This window comes from Massilia sp. CFBP 13721 (assembly GCF_014842025.1).
Taxonomy (GTDB): domain Bacteria; phylum Pseudomonadota; class Gammaproteobacteria; order Burkholderiales; family Burkholderiaceae_D; genus Telluria.
Genome location: NZ_JACYUY010000013.1, coordinates 13,197 through 30,411 on the forward strand (window position 1 = coordinate 13,197; position 17,215 = coordinate 30,411).

General features: G+C 64.8%; 15 protein-coding genes. 9 read left to right on the top strand and 6 right to left on the bottom strand.

Annotated elements, in window-relative coordinates; translation table 11 throughout:
* The first annotated feature begins 6 nt into the window (after window positions 1-6).
* From paaK to IFT60_RS14005, 4 genes are all read left to right on the top strand, one after another.
* Window positions 7-1,323, top strand: a complete 1,317-nt coding sequence (paaK, locus tag IFT60_RS13990; RefSeq protein WP_192052594.1) for a phenylacetate--CoA ligase PaaK — start codon at window positions 7-9, stop codon at window positions 1,321-1,323.
* Window positions 1,324-1,336: 13 nt separating this feature from the next.
* Window positions 1,337-1,936: a phenylacetic acid degradation protein PaaY gene (locus IFT60_RS13995; RefSeq protein WP_192052595.1), complete on the top strand. Its 600-nt coding sequence runs from the start codon at window positions 1,337-1,339 to the stop codon at window positions 1,934-1,936.
* Window positions 1,937-2,032: 96 nt separating this feature from the next.
* Window positions 2,033-4,087: a phenylacetic acid degradation bifunctional protein PaaZ gene (gene paaZ, locus IFT60_RS14000; protein ID WP_192052596.1), complete on the top strand. Its 2,055-nt coding sequence runs from the start codon at window positions 2,033-2,035 to the stop codon at window positions 4,085-4,087.
* Window positions 4,088-4,147: 60 nt separating this feature from the next.
* On the top strand, window positions 4,148-4,687 hold the full coding sequence (locus tag IFT60_RS14005) for a cupin domain-containing protein (protein WP_192052597.1): 540 nt from the start codon (window positions 4,148-4,150) through the stop codon (window positions 4,685-4,687).
* 156 nt (window positions 4,688-4,843) lie between these two features.
* On the opposite strand, the gene IFT60_RS14010 is transcribed toward IFT60_RS14005, so the two are convergent.
* The 4 genes from IFT60_RS14010 to argH all read right to left on the bottom strand — a co-directional run bounded on the left by IFT60_RS14010 (window position 4,844) and on the right by argH (window position 8,304).
* Entirely contained in the window at window positions 4,844-5,530 is a 687-nt protein-coding gene (locus IFT60_RS14010) for an HAD-IA family hydrolase (RefSeq protein ID WP_192052598.1), read from the bottom strand.
* An 8-nt stretch (window positions 5,531-5,538) separates the two neighbouring features.
* Complete coding sequence (locus tag IFT60_RS14015) at window positions 5,539-5,766, bottom strand: hypothetical protein (RefSeq protein ID WP_192052599.1); 228 nt, start codon at window positions 5,764-5,766, stop codon at window positions 5,539-5,541.
* A 79-nt stretch (window positions 5,767-5,845) separates the two neighbouring features.
* A complete protein-coding gene (locus IFT60_RS14020; RefSeq protein ID WP_192052600.1) occupies window positions 5,846-6,649 on the bottom strand; it encodes a lipid II flippase Amj family protein in 804 nt (267 codons plus the stop codon).
* A gap of 260 nt (window positions 6,650-6,909) precedes the next feature.
* Window positions 6,910-8,304, bottom strand: coding sequence for an argininosuccinate lyase (argH, locus tag IFT60_RS14025; RefSeq protein ID WP_192052601.1), 1,395 nt, complete (start codon window positions 8,302-8,304; stop codon window positions 6,910-6,912).
* A gap of 134 nt (window positions 8,305-8,438) precedes the next feature.
* On the opposite strand from argH, the gene IFT60_RS14030 reads away from it, so the two are divergent.
* The 3 genes from IFT60_RS14030 (at window position 8,439) to IFT60_RS14040 (ending at window position 11,027) form a co-directional block, all read left to right on the top strand.
* Window positions 8,439-9,008 carry a hypothetical protein gene (locus IFT60_RS14030; RefSeq protein WP_229510870.1) on the top strand — a complete coding sequence of 190 codons (570 nt, stop codon included), beginning with the start codon at window positions 8,439-8,441 and terminating at the stop codon, window positions 9,006-9,008.
* Between the two features lie 293 nt (window positions 9,009-9,301).
* Window positions 9,302-9,739, top strand: a complete 438-nt coding sequence (locus IFT60_RS14035) for a GNAT family N-acetyltransferase (RefSeq protein ID WP_192052602.1) — start codon at window positions 9,302-9,304, stop codon at window positions 9,737-9,739.
* A 70-nt stretch (window positions 9,740-9,809) separates the two neighbouring features.
* Entirely contained in the window at window positions 9,810-11,027 is a 1,218-nt protein-coding gene (locus IFT60_RS14040; protein WP_192052603.1) for a cyanophycinase, read from the top strand.
* Window positions 11,028-11,328: 301 nt separating this feature from the next.
* On the opposite strand, the gene IFT60_RS14045 is transcribed toward IFT60_RS14040, so the two are convergent.
* A complete protein-coding gene (locus tag IFT60_RS14045) occupies window positions 11,329-12,369 on the bottom strand; it encodes an alpha/beta fold hydrolase (protein ID WP_192052604.1) in 1,041 nt (346 codons plus the stop codon).
* A 135-nt stretch (window positions 12,370-12,504) separates the two neighbouring features.
* On the opposite strand from IFT60_RS14045, the gene IFT60_RS14050 reads away from it, so the two are divergent.
* Window positions 12,505-13,920 carry an IgA Peptidase M64 gene (locus IFT60_RS14050; RefSeq protein WP_192052605.1) on the top strand — a complete coding sequence of 472 codons (1,416 nt, stop codon included), beginning with the start codon at window positions 12,505-12,507 and terminating at the stop codon, window positions 13,918-13,920.
* A gap of 146 nt (window positions 13,921-14,066) precedes the next feature.
* Window positions 14,067-14,555, top strand: coding sequence for a hypothetical protein (locus tag IFT60_RS14055; protein ID WP_192052606.1), 489 nt, complete (start codon window positions 14,067-14,069; stop codon window positions 14,553-14,555).
* A 277-nt stretch (window positions 14,556-14,832) separates the two neighbouring features.
* Here IFT60_RS14055 and parC read toward each other — a convergent pair whose 3' ends face one another.
* A complete protein-coding gene (gene parC / locus IFT60_RS14060) occupies window positions 14,833-17,160 on the bottom strand; it encodes a DNA topoisomerase IV subunit A (protein WP_192052607.1) in 2,328 nt (775 codons plus the stop codon).
* Between the last annotated feature and the right edge of the window lie 55 nt (window positions 17,161-17,215).

Sequence of the window (17,215 nt, forward strand, 5' to 3'; positions counted from 1 at the left end):
GTCCAGATGGTCCAACGTATTCCCTCGCCCGGCGAGCTGGAACCGATCGAACGCGCCAGCCGCGACGAACTGCAAGCCTTGCAGCTCGCACGCCTGCAATGGTCGCTGCAGCATGCCTACGACAACGTCCCGCACTACCGCAAGGCCTTCGACGACGCCGGCGTCCATCCCGCCGATTTGAAGTCGCTCGCCGACCTGGCGAAATTCCCCTTTACCGAAAAGAAGACCCTGCGCGACAACTACCCGTTCGGCCTGTTTGCGGTACCGCGCGAGCAGGTGGTGCGCGTGCACGCCTCGTCCGGCACCACCGGGCGTCCGACCGTGGTCGGTTATACGAAGGGGGACATCGACGTCTGGGCCGACATGGTGGCGCGTTCGATCCGCGCGGCCGGCGGCCGTCCGGGCGACATGGTCCATATCGCCTACGGCTACGGCCTGTTCACCGGCGGCCTCGGCGCCCACTACGGCGCCGAGCGCCTGGGCTGCACCGTGGTGCCGATGTCGGGCGGGCAGACCGAAAAGCAGGTGCAGCTGATCTGCGATTTTCAACCGTCGATTATCATGGTCACGCCTTCGTACATGCTCAACATCGTCGAAGAGTTCAAGCGCCAGGGCCTCGATCCGGCGGCGTCCTCGCTGAAAGTCGGCATCTTCGGCGCCGAGCCGTGGACCAACGAGATGCGCCGCACCATCGAAACTGAAGCCGGCATCGACGCGGTCGACATCTATGGCCTCTCCGAAGTGATGGGTCCGGGCGTGGCCAGCGAATGCATCGAGAGCAAGGATGGCCCCGTGATCTGGGAAGACCATTTTTATCCCGAGATCATCGACCCGGATACCGGCGAAGTGCTGCCCGACGGCGAAGAGGGCGAGCTGGTGTTTACCTCGCTCAGTAAAGAGGCGCTGCCGATCATCCGCTACCGCACGCGCGACCTGACCCGTTTGCTGCCGCCGACCTCGCGTTCGATGCGGCGCATGGGCAAAATCACCGGCCGCTCGGACGACATGCTGATCATCCGCGGCGTGAACGTGTTCCCGAGCCAGATCGAAGAACTGGTCCTGAAAATGCCGGCGCTGGCGCCGCAGTACCAGCTGGTGGTGGCGCGCGACGGCCACCTCGACACGCTGGAGGTGTTTGGCGAATTGCGCGAAGCCGGCCAGTCGCAGGAAACCGTGGACGCGCTGTGCCGTGAACTGCAGCACTGCATCAAGACCTATGTCGGCGTGACGACGAAGGTAACGCTGACGCCGCCGATGGGTATCGAACGCACGATGACCGGCAAGGCGCGGCGCGTGGTCGACCGCCGTCCGAAGAACACATAAGGAGAAACCAGACATGGTCAAGGTCTACGAAATCGACGGCGTGCGCCCGGTGGTGCACCCGACCAGCTACGTGCATCCGACCGCGGTGCTGATCGGCGACGTCATCGTCGGCCCGCGCTGCTACATCGGCCCGCTGGCCTCGCTGCGCGGCGACTTCGGCCGCCTGGTCCTGGAAGAGGGCGCCAACGTGCAGGATTGCTGCGTGATGCACGGCTTTGAAGACGGCGAGACCGTGATCGAAGTCGACGGCCACATCGGCCACGGCGCCGTGCTGCACGGCTGCCGCGTCGGCCGCAACGCCATGGTCGGCATGAACGCCGTCGTCATGGATGGCGCCGTCGTCGGCGCAGAATCGATCGTCGCCGCCATGAGTTTCGTGAAAGCCGGCATGCTCATCCCGCCACGCAGCATGGTTATGGGCACCCCCGCCAAGGTCATGCGCGCGCTGACCGACGAAGACGTCAAGTGGAAGAGTTTTGGGACGCACCAGTACCACCAGCTGACCGAACGCTCGCTGAAAACGATGCGCGAAGTCGAAGCGTTTACGGAAATCGAACCGAACCGCCCATCCTTCGACTTCACTGGTACCGGCGGCCACACGCCCAAAAAATAATCTAACCGTAGGGTGGGCCGGGCGGCGAACCGCTCCGCCCACGCGTTTGCGGCATCCGCACACCACCTGCGCGAACAAAATCCTGAGGAGACAAACATGGCACAAGCAAGCACCCTGCAAAGCTGGATCGCGGGCCGCTGGATCGGCATGGAGGCCGCCACGCCCCTGCACAGCGCCCTCGACGGCCAGCTGGTCTACCACACCCACGCCGAGAAAATCGACTTCGACGAAGCCGTCACCTACGCCCGCAAGACCGGGGTCCCCGGCCTGATGAAGCTCGACTTCCAGACCCGCGCCCAGCGCCTGAAAGCCATCGCGCTCTACCTGATGGAGCGGAAAGAAGAGCTGTACGAAATCTCGCACCTGACCGGCGCCACCCGCCAGGACAGCTGGGTCGACGTCGAAGGCGGCATCGGCACCCTGTTCGCCTACGCCAGCATGGCCTCGCGCGAGCTGCCCTCCTCGAACGTGCTGCACGAAGGCCCGGCCATCGCGCTGGGCAAACGCGGCGGCTTCGCCGGCACCCACATCCTGGTGCCGAAGGGCGGCGTCGCCGTCCACATCAACGCCTTCAATTTTCCGATCTGGGGCCTGCTCGAGAAATTCGCACCGAGCTTCCTCGCCGCCATGCCCTGCATCGGCAAACCGGCGACTGCGACCAGCTACCTGACGCACGCGGTCGTCAAGATGATGCAGGAATCGACGCTGCTGCCGGAAGGTGCGCTGCAACTGGTGATCGGTTCGACCGGCGACCTGCTCGACCGCCTGAGCGGCTTCGACGCCGTCACCTTCACCGGTTCGGCCGACACCGCCGCCAAGCTGCGCGCGAATGCGAACCTGATCCGCGAATCGGTGCCGTTCACCGCCGAAGCCGATTCGCTCAACTGCGCGATCCTGGCGCCGGACGTCACGCCCGACGATCCCGAGTTCGACCTGTTCGTGAAGGAAGTCGCGCGCGAAATGACCGGTAAAGCGGGCCAGAAGTGCACGGCGATCCGCCGCATCATCGTGCCCGAAACCCACGTCGATGCACTGGGCGAGCGACTGCGCGAGCGGCTGTCGAAAATCGTGGTCGGCAATCCGGCCATCGATGGCGTGCGCATGGGCGCGCTGGCGTCGATGGACCAGCACCGCGACGTGTCCGAACGCGTCGAGATGCTCGCGCGCGGCAACGAGGTCATCTTCGGCGCCCACCACGGTTTCAATCCGGTCGGCGACGATGCAGCAAAGGGCGCCTTTTTCGCACCGACCCTGCTCCTGTGCCGCAACGCGGCCATCAACACGGCGGTACACGACATCGAAGCCTTTGGCCCGGTCAGCACGATGATGACCTACCGCGACATCGACGAGGCGCTGCACCTGGCCGCGCTCGGCCGCGGCAGCCTGGTGACCACGCTGGCAACCAAGGATCCAGCCATTGCCGCGCACGCGGTGCCGGTGGCGGCGGCCTCGCACGGACGTGTGCTGATCCTCGACCGCGAAGCCTCGGTCGACAACACCGGCCACGGCTCGCCGCTGCCGCAGCTGAAGCACGGCGGTCCGGGCCGCGCCGGCGGCGGCGAAGAGCTGGGCGGGATCCGGGCCGTAAAACACTTCCTGCAGCGGGCAGCGGTGCAGGGCTCGCCGACGATGCTGGCGGCCGTGACGGGAGAATATGTGCGCGGCGGCGCGGTCAAGGAAACGGAAATCCACCCGTTCCGCCGCCACTTCGAGGAGCTCGAAATCGGCCACTCGCTGCTGACCCACCGCCGCACCGTGAGCGAGGCGGACATCGTGAACTTCGGCGGCGTCTCTGGCGATTATTTCTACATGCACTTCGACGAGATCGCGGCGAAAGACACGCAATTCGGCAAGCGCATCGCGCACGGCTACTTCGTGTTGTCGGCGGCGGCCGGCCTGTTCGTGTCGCCGGCCCCGGGTCCGGTGCTGGCGAACTATGGCCTGGACAACCTGCGCTTCGTGGCGCCGGTGGCGATCGGCGACACCATCCGCGCGCGCCTGACCTGCAAGCGCAAGGTCGACCGTAACCGCACGGATGAACAGGGCCGCGGCCAGGGCGTGGTGGCCTGGGACGTGCAGGTCACCAACCAGAACGACGAACTGGTGGCAAGTTACGATATCCTGACGCTGGTACAGAAACGCGCAAGCTGAGTTCTCCACAGTGGGGAGCCAGCCTATCTTTGCAGCTCCCCACACAGGAAGGAATTGAGTATGTCGCGGTTAGACCTGAGCAGTATCCCCGTGCTGACCGGCACCGGTTATCCGGAACCCTTTGCCGACATCGTCAACGGCCGCAGCCGGCAAGCGCTGGGCGAGGCCGGTGGCCTGACCCAGTTCGGCGTCAACCTGGTCGAACTGAAGCCCGGCGCGGCCTCCTCGCAGCGCCACTGGCATACCCATGAAGACGAGTTCGTCATGGTGGTGTCGGGCGAACTGACCCTGGTCACCGACGAGGGCGAAACTCTGATGCGCGCCGGCGACTACGCCGCCTTTCCCGCCGGCCGGCCGAACGGCCACCACCTGGTCAACCGCGGCTGGGGCAACGCCCTGTTCCTGGCGGTCGGCCCGAACGTCCCCGAAGACCGCGCCACCTATCCGGACATCGACCTGATGTACGACGCCAGCACGAACAGCTACACGCACAAGGATGGGACGCCGTATCCGCAGCGCGATGCGGGTGCGGCAGCGCCGGCGCCGCAGCCGCCGACGGAAGAACACGACCTCGAACCGCGCGTGTACCGGCACGAATAAACGTAGCCACAGGCTGCTGTGCATCGTAGGGTGGACTCCTGAGTCCACGCGTTGCTGCGTTGGCGTCATGGCTGCGGTTGCAACAAGACGCAGGCGCTCGCGATCTCCGGCCCCGGTAGGGGGACGCCGCGGCACGAACGCGTGGGCATGCCCACCCTACGGTGCACTGCCGCCGCGGGTAACCTGCAGCAGTCCGTCTGCAGTGCGGTTCATCCGCAAATCCGCATAATCGAGCACGCTCACCACATCCGTCTCCAGCGGATGCGTATGCGTCACCGTCACGACGATGCTCTCCATCCCGGCCGCCGCCGCTGCCTGCAGCCCGGTCCGCGTATCCTCGAACACCAGGCAATCGGCCGGGGTCACGCCCAGCTTGTGCGCACCCAGCAGGAACGGATCGGGCGCCGGCTTGCCGTGCTCGACATCTTCGGCCGCCACCAGCAGGTTGTTTGAGGGCAGCCCGGCTGCCGCCAGGCGCGCCTCCGCCAGCGCGCGCGGCGCCGAGGTGACGATGCCCCAGCGGTCCGGCGGCAGGCTGGCGAGAAAATCCGCCGCGCCCTGGATGGCCTCGATATCGGCCACGTCCTCGATCTCGGCCGCCGTGATCCAGGCCGCTTCCGCAATCGGATCGACGCCTGGCAAGCCGAGCTGGCGGATGGTGTCGTGGGTGCGCTTGCCGTGCAGGGTCGGCAGGAAGGTCTCGACGTCGAGGCCGTGGCGCGTGGCCCAGCTGGTCCAGACCCGTTCGGCGGAGCGGATCGAGGTGAGGATGGTGCCGTCCATGTCGAACAGGAAGGCGGCGAAGCTGCGCTCGGGCAGGGAAGTAGTCGTTGTCGTGATCATGGTGCGCTTCAATCCAGCTTGCGTTCGTAACGGTCCTTGACTACCTGGCTGATAAACGTCGACAGGCCGCTGCCCAGCGTCGCCAGCCGCTGCATCTCGGCGATATTCTCGGCACCGGCGCTCCCGTCGGTGTACAGGTAGCGCTCGCCGCTATTAAAACGGACCGTGATCGAGCGGTCGCCGATCTCATAGGCGACCACGCCTGATTCGCCGCTCAGGTTTTTGTAGCGTTGCATCGCGTTCCCCATGCTGATGTCGTGGGGCGATTTTATTGGGAAGCGGGCGCGTGTTCTGTGCTGCTTCCAACAGTGCGCATCACACCGCCCGCGCCACGAACACGATCAGCATTGCCGACGGCACCAGCAGCGCCTGCGCCAGCATGGTCCCTGCCAGCCGGCTGCCGACCAGCCAGACGATCGCATGGCGGAACTCGGCTTCGCTGACGCGGCCCTCGACCACGTCGTCGGTCATGCCCGACATGTGCGGGTCGATGAAGACGGCCATCATGATCGTCGCGCCGCCGTTGATGATGGCCGACAGGGTCGAAGAGGTCACGCGTACGGCGGGATCGAGCGCGCCGGCGTACAGCGAGGCGAATACGCCAACCGTCCACAGCGCCACTGCGCCGACGTTGAGCAGGGTGATCGACAGCGACACGCTGTTCTTGCCGCGCAAGCCGCTGACGTTGGCCGCAGCCGGCAGCGTCGCCGAATGTTTTACGTACGACAGCCCGCCCTTGAAGAAGCCGTGCAGGATCAGTTTCGGCACCGAGCGGTGCACCTGGAAGTGGTCGACGGCGCGGCAGAACACACGCTGGAAGGTCGGGATCAGGACGGCGCCGGCGATCGTCGCCAGCGAGGCCGAGATAAGCAGCCAGCGGAAGTCCGACAGCAAATTCGTCGCCATCGTGCCGGCCAGGTTCGATTCGACCCGCTTGGCGAGGAAAGGGCCGAGGAAGGAATTCGAGGTGCGCGACACCAGCACCAGGATGCTGAACAGCGCGAACGATACCGCGATGCGGCGCGTGCGCACGCCGGCGATGCGGACCGAATAGGCGAGCGTGCCGATCAGGTGGATGACGAAGGTGAGGAAGCAGATCAGCAGGAGCTGGGTGTCCATGCGCGAGCGACGTTGTTGTCAGGCATGCATGCTGACATTGAACGGGCTGGGCGGCAACTGAAGATTGCGGCAGAGGATTTTCGTAGGGTGGGCGCCCCGAGCCCACGCGTGGAGCGAGCAAGGTGTTGTCCGTGTCCTTCCTGAACGAAGCTAAAATGATGCGACGTTCATGCGCGGGCACGGGGCACCCACCCTACATACATCACCGTACAGCAGAAAGAGATGAAATATTATTTCATCTCTGCCAGCATAATGAAATATTATTTCAACTGCCCCCGCACCCGTTCGATCGCCTTACGCACCTGGTTTGGCGCCGTACCACCCACGTGATCGCGCGCGGCAACGGAGCCTTCCAGCGTCAGCACCGCAAACACGTCGTCCTCGATCAGCGGCGAGAAGCCGCGCAAGGTTTCCAGCGACATTTCCGACAGGTCGACACCGGCACTGTCGCAGGCGCGCACCGCATGCGCCACGGCTTCGTGCGCGTCGCGGAACGGCAAGCCTTTTTTCACCAGGTAGTCGGCCAGGTCGGTCGCGGTGGCGTAGCCCTGCAGCGCGGCGGCGCGCATGTTGTCGGCTTTGACGGTGATGCCGCCGGCCATGTCCGTAAAAATGCGCAGCGTGTCGAGCACGGTGTCGACGGTATCGAACAGCGGTTCCTTGTCTTCCTGGTTGTCCTTGTTGTAGGCCAGCGGCTGGCCTTTCATCAGGGTCAGCAGCGAAGCGAGGTGGCCATACACGCGGCCGGTCTTGCCGCGCGCCAGTTCCGGCACGTCCGGGTTTTTCTTTTGCGGCATGATCGACGAGCCGGTGCAGAAGCGGTCGGCGATGTCGATGAAGCCGACGCGCGGGCTCATCCACATGACCAGCTCTTCCGACATGCGCGAGACGTGCATCATGACCAGCGACGCCGCGGCGGTGAACTCGATCGCGAAATCGCGGTCGGAGACGGCGTCGAGCGAGTTGTGGCAGACGTCCTCGAAGCCGAGGTTCTGCGCCACGCGCAGGCGGTCGATCGGGAAGGTGGTGCCGGCCAGGGCGGCCGCGCCCAGCGGCAGGCGGTTCACGCGACGGCGCGCATCGAGCATGCGCTCGGCGTCGCGCCCGAACATCTCGACATAGGCCAGCATGTGGTGGCCGAAGGTGATCGGCTGCGCCACCTGCAGGTGGGTAAAGCCCGGCATGATGGTGTCGAAGTGGCGTTCGGCGAGATCCGTCAGCGCGCCGCGCAGGCTGTTCAGCAGCGCCACCACGTCGTCGATCGCCGCACGCACGTACAGGCGGATGTCGGTGGCGACCTGGTCATTGCGCGAGCGGCCCGTGTGCAGGCGTTTACCGGCGTCGCCCACCAGTTCGGTCAGGCGCTTTTCGATGTTCAGGTGCACGTCTTCGAGGTCGAGCAGCCATTCGAAGCTGCCGGCCTCGATCTCGGCCTTGATCTGCGCCATGCCGCGCTCGATCTCGGCACGGTCGGCGTCGCTGATGATGCCTTGCGCGGCCAGCATCTCGGCGTGCGCGAGCGAGCCCTGGATGTCGAACATGGCCAGTCGCTTGTCGAAGAAGACGGAGGCGGTATAGCGTTTGACGAGGTCCGAGACGGGTTCGGAGAAGCGTGCCGACCAGGCTTCGGCTTTTTTGGAGAATTGTTCGGTCATGGTGAGTGGGGTCAGGTGGATTTATTCGATTATAGCCCGCCGTCCTTGACCATCGTCCGTGCCGGCGCCGCATGACAAGGGCGGTAAAATAGCCCATTATTCAACTGTTAACATTCGCATTCGAAGGAACCGACATGAAACGATGGCTCAGGCTCGGCGCCGCCGCCGCAACGCTCACCGCTGCGAGCACGGCAATGGCCCAGCTGCCGCAGCCGCCGGTGCACACTGCGCCCGCCCATCCCGCGGTGGCGAAGGAAGCCGACGGCGCCTCGGTCGACAGCACCGTCGCCGCCTTGTACGAGGTCATCTCCGGTCCGGCCGGGGCGCCGCGCAACTGGAACCGCATGCGCGCCCTGTTCGCCCCCGATGCGAAATTGATGGTGATCCAGCCGGGGCGCGACGGCGGCTATGGCCTGCGCACGATGACGGTCGAGGATTACATCAGCCGCAACATGAGCGCCTTTAATACCAGCGGCTTTTATGAACGTGAAATCGCGCGCACCACCGACGCCTTCGGCCAGCTGGTGCACGTCTTCAGCACCTATGAACTGCTGCGCTCGCCGAACGATCCCAAACCTTTCATGCGCGGCATTAACAGCATCCAGCTGGCATTCGACGGCAAGCGCTGGTGGATCGCCAACCTGGTCTGGCGCGCCGAAGACGCCGGTCTCGCGCTGCCCGAGCGATACCTGCAAAGCCGGTAGGAACAAGGGTGGTCGGCTCCACCCTGGAACCTGCGTCGACGCTGCGTGTGCGCCGCCCACGCGTTCAAGCTGTGCCGGAATGATCGCACGGTGCGCGTTGGGCGAGTGAACGCGTGGACGGCACCGGAGCAGCGTCAGTGCATGCCGTCGGGTGTAGCCGTCCACCCTACGTAAAGCCGCCAGGAACAAGCCACAAAGCAGCAAAAGATCCTCTGACGAATCGTACTTGTCGTTCGCATAAACAGCGCTAAACTTAATTTTTTAGCCAGATCGGCCGGCGCTGACTATCACCGATGACTACCAACGATTCCAGTTTCGACGTCAGCACCGACCAGTCGCGGCTCGACATCCCGATGATCTACCGCTTCCTCAGCGAGCAGTCGAGCTGGGCAGTAGGGATATCGCGGCCAACCGTCGAGCGCGCCATCGAAAATTCGCTGTGTTTCGGCGGCTTCCTCGACGGCCGCCAGGTCGCCTTTGCGCGCGTGGTCACCGATTTCGCCACCTTTGCCAACCTGGTCGACGTGTTCGTCGTGCCCGAGTACCGCGGCCGTGGCTACGGCAAGCAACTGGTTGGCGCCGTGCTGCGCCATCCGAGCCTGCAGCGCCTGCGCCGTTTCACGCTGGCCACCCACGACGCGCAAGGGTTGTATGAACGCTTCGGTTTCACCGCGCCGCGCAATCCCGAAACGCTGATGGAGCGTTACTTCCCGAACATTTATCTCTCCTGAGACAGCGCAACACGGCGCCGTTCTTCCGGGCACAGGCTGATGGTTTGTCGTGTTCGAGAAGGAGCAAGCCATGCGCCGCTCTGCTGTCTCTGTCGCTCTCGCCCTCGCTGTGGCCTGGCTGGCCGGATCCGTGCGCGCCGCCGAGGCGCCTGCCTCGAAAGGCTCGCTCGTCATCATCGGCGGCGCCCTGCGTCCCGATAATGCCGCCGTCTGGGAGCGCATCGTCGAGCTGGCCGGCGGGAAGGGCGCCCGCATCGCCGTGTTCGCCTCCGCGTCCGCCAATCCCGAAAAATCCGGCGCCGGCCTGGTCGAGCGCCTCGACAAATATGGCGCCAACGCCTTTTTCGTGCCGGTCGCGGTGCGCCTGACCGGCACCGACTACCAGGTCGCGGCCGATAGTCCCGAACTGGCGCAGGCCGTCCGCTCCGCAGGCGGCGCCTACTTTGCCGGCGGCGACCAGGCCCGCATCACGCGCGCCCTGCGCCGCCCCGACGGCAGCAATACCCGCGTGCTCGACGCCCTGTGGGAACTGTACCGGCGCGGCGGCGTCATCGCCGGCAGCAGCGCCGGCGCCGCCATCATGAGCAGCACCATGTTCGGCAATCCGAAACCGGTGCTCGCCACCCTGAAACTGGGCCTGACCGACGGCCAGGAAATCGCGCCCGGCCTCGGCTTCATCGGCGACGACGTGTTCATCGACCAGCACCTGCTGGTGCGTGGGCGCTTCGCACGCATGCTGCCGGCGATGCTGCAAAAGGGCTATAAGTTGGGTCTGGGCATCGACGAGAATACGGCGATGGTGGTCGGGCCGAACCGCGACGTGGAGGTGCTCGGCTACAAGGGCGCGCTGGTGGTCGACCTGTCCGCGGCCAACGCACGCCAGGGCACCTTCAACGTCAGCAACGTGCGCCTGAGCTACCTCGACAACGGCGACCGTTTTAACATTGCCACCCACAGTTTCACGCCGGCGCCGGACAAGGCCGACGGCCGCCTCGACCCGGCGCGGCCGTATTACCGCGAGCCGCTGTTTTCCGCCGACATCCTCGGCAACAGCACGGTGGTCGACCTGATGGGCAAGCTCATCGACAGCGACCAGTTCGAGGCGATCGGCCTTACCCTCGACAGCGCGAATGCGGTGCAGCCCGATCTCGGCTTCGAATTCAAGTTCTCGCGCACCGGCGACAGCGTCGGCTACATGTCGGCCACGACCGAGGCGTATTCGGTCTACAACGTGCGGCTCGACATCCGGCCGATCGTGGTCAAACGGCCGCTGTATCAGTACAAATAAATCACATGCAGCGCGGTAATGCCGTTCAGTTAAGCCTGAGTGGACTCGCTGCCAGCAGTGAGCTAGGCTACACAGGCTGCGTTTCGATAATCGTAGGGTGGACTCAGTCCACGGCCGTTTCGTTGCACTCCTGCACGCTGGCGGAAGCCCGGACGTGCGCGCTCCGAGGCTACGTGGCGCATTTCGATGTGCATGAAAAGGGCTGTGGACGGAGTCCACCCTACGTATCGCGCAATTTGGATTGCGCGACCGGTCTTGGTACTAGCTAAAAATGCGTAACGCTCCGCTTAACTAAACGGCATTACAGGCAGCGCGGCCGGATTTCTTCCTTCAGCAGCCGCGTTTGCGCTTCGACCGTCGGCGGATTCGGATCGTGGCCGGCGCGCGGCACCAGCACCAGTTTTTTCACCGGCGCCCGGATCGCATCGTAGTAGCGCTGCGTCACTTCCTGTGTGGTGAGCAGGTCTTCGGTGCCCTGCACCAGATAGACCGGCAGCTTGAAGTCCGTTCCCAGCTTGTACAGGTCGATGGTGGCGGCCATGCCGTTGTCCCGCGGGCCGACGAACTGGAAGAACGAATAGTCTTCGCCGCCCTCGTAATCGGCCAGCGCCTGCGGCGTGGCGTACAGCGCGCCTGGCGTCATCCATTCCTTTGGCATCGGGTCGGTGGTCATCGCTTCGTACTTGCGCATGGCGCGGCGTTCGATGCCGAACGAGCGCGGGTTGGTCCATGGCGGCGGGCCGAGCGCCTCGATCCGGGTGACGGTCTCGGTGTCGCCGGCGGCACGCGCCAGCGCGATCAGTTTGGCGTGGCCATCCGTATTCCCGCGGTGCGAGACGAACTGCGCCGTGCCGAGATAGGCGCAGAACAATTCGGGACTGGTTTTCACCATGTTCACGGCCAGTACCGAGCCCCAGGAACCGCCCATCATGATCAGCTTGTTTTTCCCCAGGCGCGCGGCCACGTGGCGCGCCACCGCCAGGCCATCGTCGCGCAAGCCCTCGACGGTCAGCGTCTCGGTCTCAAGCGGCTTGTTGCGTCCATAGGTCATGCCGGCGCCGCGCTGGTCCCAGTGCACCACCGTAAAATCCTTGCTCAAGCCGGCGTCGGGGCCATTCACGTACAGGCTTTGCGGATTGCCGGGGCCGCCGTGCGCGATCAGGATCACCGGATTGGCGCAGCTGTCGCCGCGCATGGTCACCCATTGCTCGATGCCGTTGATGCGGACGAAACCTTCTTCCTGTACCCGCCCATCCGGGGCGGCGCAGGCCGGGGCCGCCGCCGTGCAGGTGAAGGGGAGTGCCAACAGGGTGGCGGTCAAGGCAGGCAGCAACGATCTCATCCGGTCTCCGATTCTTGTTGATAAGTAATCATGCTTCGATGCACGGTTGGCGTCAACAAACATCGGATATGCATCGGCGTCTATTCACGCCGTGTCAGGATTACAATGCCCGGATTCGTTTCCCGAGGATTTCCCATGCTTCGATTCATCTCGCGCCTGTGCGCCTCCGTTTCCTTATTGGTCGCTGGCCTGGCCCAGGCGGCGCCACCGGCGACCGTGCGCGTCGACTACACCCACAGCGGCAACGCTTTATCGGACAGCTACGCGCTGGAACAGGTGCTACTCGAACCGCTGCCCTGGCCGGGCGATACCACGCGCAACCTCGACAACACGAACCGCGGCCAGAACCGGGTCGAGGTGGTGGATGCGAAGACGGGAGATTTACTGTATTCGCGCGACTTTTCCACGATCTTTGGCGAATGGCGCACGACGGAAGAGGCCAATAAAATCAGCCGCGCGTTCCAGGAATCGGTGCGCTTTCCCAAACCCGACCGCCCGGTGCGCGTGCGCATCCTGAAACGCGACGAACGCAATGTGTTTTCGGTGGCCTGGAGCGTCGAGGTCGATACCGATGCGCCGGACGTGATCCGCAAGCAGCCGCCGGCGCCGGCCACGCCGATGCCGATCCGGGTCAGTGGCCCGTCGCCGCAAAAGGTCGATTTGCTGGTGCTGGGCGATGGCTATACCGCGGCGGAGATGAAGAAATTCGAGGCCGATGCGCGCCGCCTGGCGGCGCACCTGTTCACGGTCTCGCCTTTCAAGGAACGCGCGGACGATTTCAATGTCTGGGCGCTGGCGGTGCCGACCGTGGAATCGGGCGTATCGCGCCCATCGACCGGGGTGCACCATGCCTCGAAACTCGGCACGCGCTACGACATCTTCGGCAGCGAGCGCTATGTGCTGACGCTGGATAACCGGGCGCTGCGCGAGATCGCCCAGCATGCGCCCTACGAATTCATCGAAATCCTGGTGAACAACGAGACCTATGGCGGCGGCGGCATTTTCGGCCAGTTCAGCACGGCGGCGGCGAGCAACGAGTGGGCGCCTTATCTGTTCGTGCACGAGTTCGGCCACCATTTTGCCGGCCTGGCCGACGAGTACTACACCTCGCCGGTGGCGTATGCGGCCAGCAGCACGCGCATGGAACCATGGGAGCCGAACGCGACCGCGCTGCGCGACCCGAATAAGCTGAAGTGGGCGAAGCACGTGAAAGCCGGCACGCCGCTGCCGACGCCGTGGCCGAAAGCCGAGTACGAGGAAGCCTCGCGCGCCTACCAGAAGCGGCGCGCCGCGCTGCGGGAACAGAACCGTCCCGAGAGCGAGATGAATGCGCTGTTCCGTGAAGACCTGGCGCGTACCCGCGCGCTGTTCGCCAAACAGCCGCACCGGCATGACATCGGCGCCTTCGAAGGCGCGAACTACGAGGCGAAAGGCTATTACCGGCCGGCCATGCAGTGCATCATGTTCGACCGCAGCGAGGCGTTCTGCCCGGTGTGCCAGGACGGGATCGGCGAGATCATCGACCTCTACGCAGGCCCGGCAAAGCGATGAAACGCGCTTGATCTTGCGCAACAAGGGTCTGTGTGGTGGCGAACAGACCCTTCCTTCGGCAAGGCATATTCTGGGGGCGTTGTTAATAAAAAGTTAAACAAGCGGGAGAGAACCCGCACCCACCATAGCACCGAAAGGAACACATCATGAACAAACTGCTCGCCACCCTGATCGCCGCTTTCGTCGCTACCGGCGCCTATGCGCAGACCGCCACGACCGAGACCAACACCAAAGCCGTCGTCAAAGCCGAAGCGCGCGCCGAAGCCGACGTGGCCAAGGCCGAAGCGAAGGAAATGAAGGCGGCTGCCAAGGCCGACGAAAAGGCCACCAAGGCCGTCGCCGACGCCCAGGAAAAGAAAGCCAAGGCGCATGCCAAGGCCGTGAAGACGCACGCGGAGGCCGCCGAAAACGTCAGCCGCGCCGATGCGGACGATCGCGCCAAGGTCGTCGCCCGCGCGGAAGAGAAAGTCTCGAAAGCGAACCTGAAGGCGGAAAAGGCAATGATCAAGGCCGACGAAAAATCGCTGAAAGTGCAGGTCGACGCCGCCGCCGACAAGGCGACCGCATCGGCCAAGACCGAACAGGCACGCGCCGAGGCGATGGCCGACGTGCACAAGGCGGCGGCCAAGAAGTAATTTGGTTCGTTGTCATGAAAAATGCCGGCACGAAGCCGGCATTTTTTTGTACGTAGTTTGGAAAAGCGGCCGGGCGTGCATGGGAACGAACGCGTGGGCACAAGTGCCCACCCTACGGTGCACAGCCACCGCATGAAGAAATCCAAGGCCGCCGCGTAACGTAGGGTGGGCTCCCGAGCCCACGCGTTACGGACGCAGCATAGCCGCGCAGCCATTCGACACCCTAAACAACAATGCCGGCTCGCGCCGGCATTGTCACATTCGCGTCACGAGAACATTACTCCCCGGTCGCGCGCATCGACAAATCGGTCGCTTTCAGCTTCTGCGACAGCGGCTTGCCCTTCTTCGCGCGCTTGCCGAAGTGCGGCTCCAGCCCCGACGCATACAGCTCCACCGTGCGCGGCTTGGAGCCGGCCCAGGTGCCGATCACGTTCACGCCTTTCTGGCTGATCGGCTGCGCCGCCAGTAGCTGCTCTTTCGGATCGAGTTCCATCAGCGTCACGCCGCGCCCGCCATTGGTCAGCACCTTCATTTCGTCGATGCCGAACACCAGCACACGGCCATTGCCGGACAGGCAGGCAATCGCCCCGGCGGCGTCAAGCACCACGCGCGGCGCCAGCGGTACGGCGCCGGCGTCGAGCGTGATAAACGATTTACCACCTTTCAGGCGGCTGACCATGTCGCCCGCCTTGGAGATGAAGCCGAAGCCGTTCGAGGCCGCCAGCAGCAATCTCGTGTCGGCATTGCCAGCGAAGTAGTGGAGGATGCGCACGCCACCGGACAGGTCGACCAGCGTCGTGATCGGCACGCCGTCGCCGCGCGCGCCGGGCAGGGCCGACACCGGCACCGAATAGGTCTTGCCGTTGTCGCCGATGCCGACCAGCGAATCGACCGTGCGGCACTCGAACACGGCGTGCAGCGAGTCGCCGGCCTTGAACGTGAACTGGGCGGCGTCGTGGCCGATGCCGGTGCGTGCGCGCACCCAGCCTTTTTCGGAGATGATCACGGTGACCGGCTCGTCGATGATCTTCTGCTCGGCCACCGCCTTTTGCGCTTCCTCGATCAGGGTACGGCGCGCGTCGCCAAAGGCTTTCGCGTCCGCTTCGATCTCGCGGATGATGGTGCGCTTCATGGTCGACGGATTGGCGAGGATGTCTTCCAGCTTGTCCTTCTCGCCGCGCAGCTGGGCCAGCTCCTGCTCGATCTTGATCGCCTCCAGGCGCGCCAGCTGGCGCAGGCGGATCTCGAGGATGTCCTCGGCCTGGCGGTCCGACAGCCCGAATTCGGCGATCAGCGCCGCCTTCGGCTCGTCCGAATTGCGGATGATGGCGATCACCTTGTCGATGTTCAGGAGAACGATCTCGCGGCCTTCCAGGATGTGGATGCGGTCGTTGACCTTGCCCAGCCGGTGCTCGCTACGGCGCCTGACGGTCGTGAAGCGGTAATCGATCCACTCCTGCAGGATCTCGTTCAAGCCCTTCTGGCGCGGGCGGCCATCGCCGCCGATCATCACCAGGTTGATCGGGCTCGAGGTCTCGAGCGAGGTATGCGCCAGCAGCAGCAGCATGAATTCGGTCTGGTCCTGGTTCTTCGACTTCGGTTCGAACACCAGGCGCACGGCAGCCTCGCGGCCGGATTCGTCGCGCATCGCGTCGAGCGAGTTCAGGACCGTCTGCTTCAGGGCGATCTGTTCCGGCGTGAGCGTCTTCTTGCCCAGCTTGACCTTCGGATTGGTGATCTCTTCGATCTCTTGCTGGACCCGCGCCGCCGAGGTGCCCGGCGGCAGTTCGGTCACCACCGCCTGCCACTGGCCGCGCGCCAGTTCCTCGATCTTCCAGCGCGCGCGCACCTTCAGCGAGCCGCGGCCGCTGGCGTACATGTCGGCGATCTGGGAGGCCGGGGTGATGATCTGGCCGCCGCCCGGGAAGTCCGGACCCGGCATCAGCGTGATCAGTTCGGCGTTCGAGATTTTCGGGTTGCGGATCATGGCAACCGCCGCCTCGGCCACTTCGCGCAGGTTGTGCGACGGGATCTCGGTGGCCATGCCCACGGCGATACCGGAGGCGCCGTTGAGCAGCACCATCGGCAGGCGCGCCGGCAGCGTGCGCGGTTCGTTGGTGGAACCGTCGTAGTTCGGCTGGAAGTCGACCGTGCCCATGTCGATCTCGTCCATCAGCAGGCGAGAAATCGGGGTCAGGCGCGCTTCGGTATAGCGCATCGCCGCCGCGCCGTCGCCGTCGCGCGAGCCGAAATTGCCCTGGCCGTCGATCAGCGGGTAACGCAGCGAAAAGTCCTGGGCCATGCGCACCAGGGCGTCGTACACCGACTGGTCGCCGTGCGGGTGCAGTTTACCGAGCACGTCGCCGACCACGGCGGCGGACTTGCGCGGTTTCGCCGTCGGGCCGAGGCCGAGTTCGTTCATCGCGTACAGGATGCGGCGCTGCACCGGCTTCTGGCCGTCGGCGACGTCGGGCAGGGCGCGGCCTTTCACGACCGAGACCGCATAGTCGAGATAGGCGCGCTCGGCGAAGGTGGAGAGGGTCAGCGTGTCGATGTCGTCGGCCGGTTCGGCAGCTTGTTCGAAGAGGTTTGCTTGGTTCGTCATAATTCAGTGTGTTCGATTCTCTTGGCGGTGTAACGCGTGGACTCGGGAGTCCGGT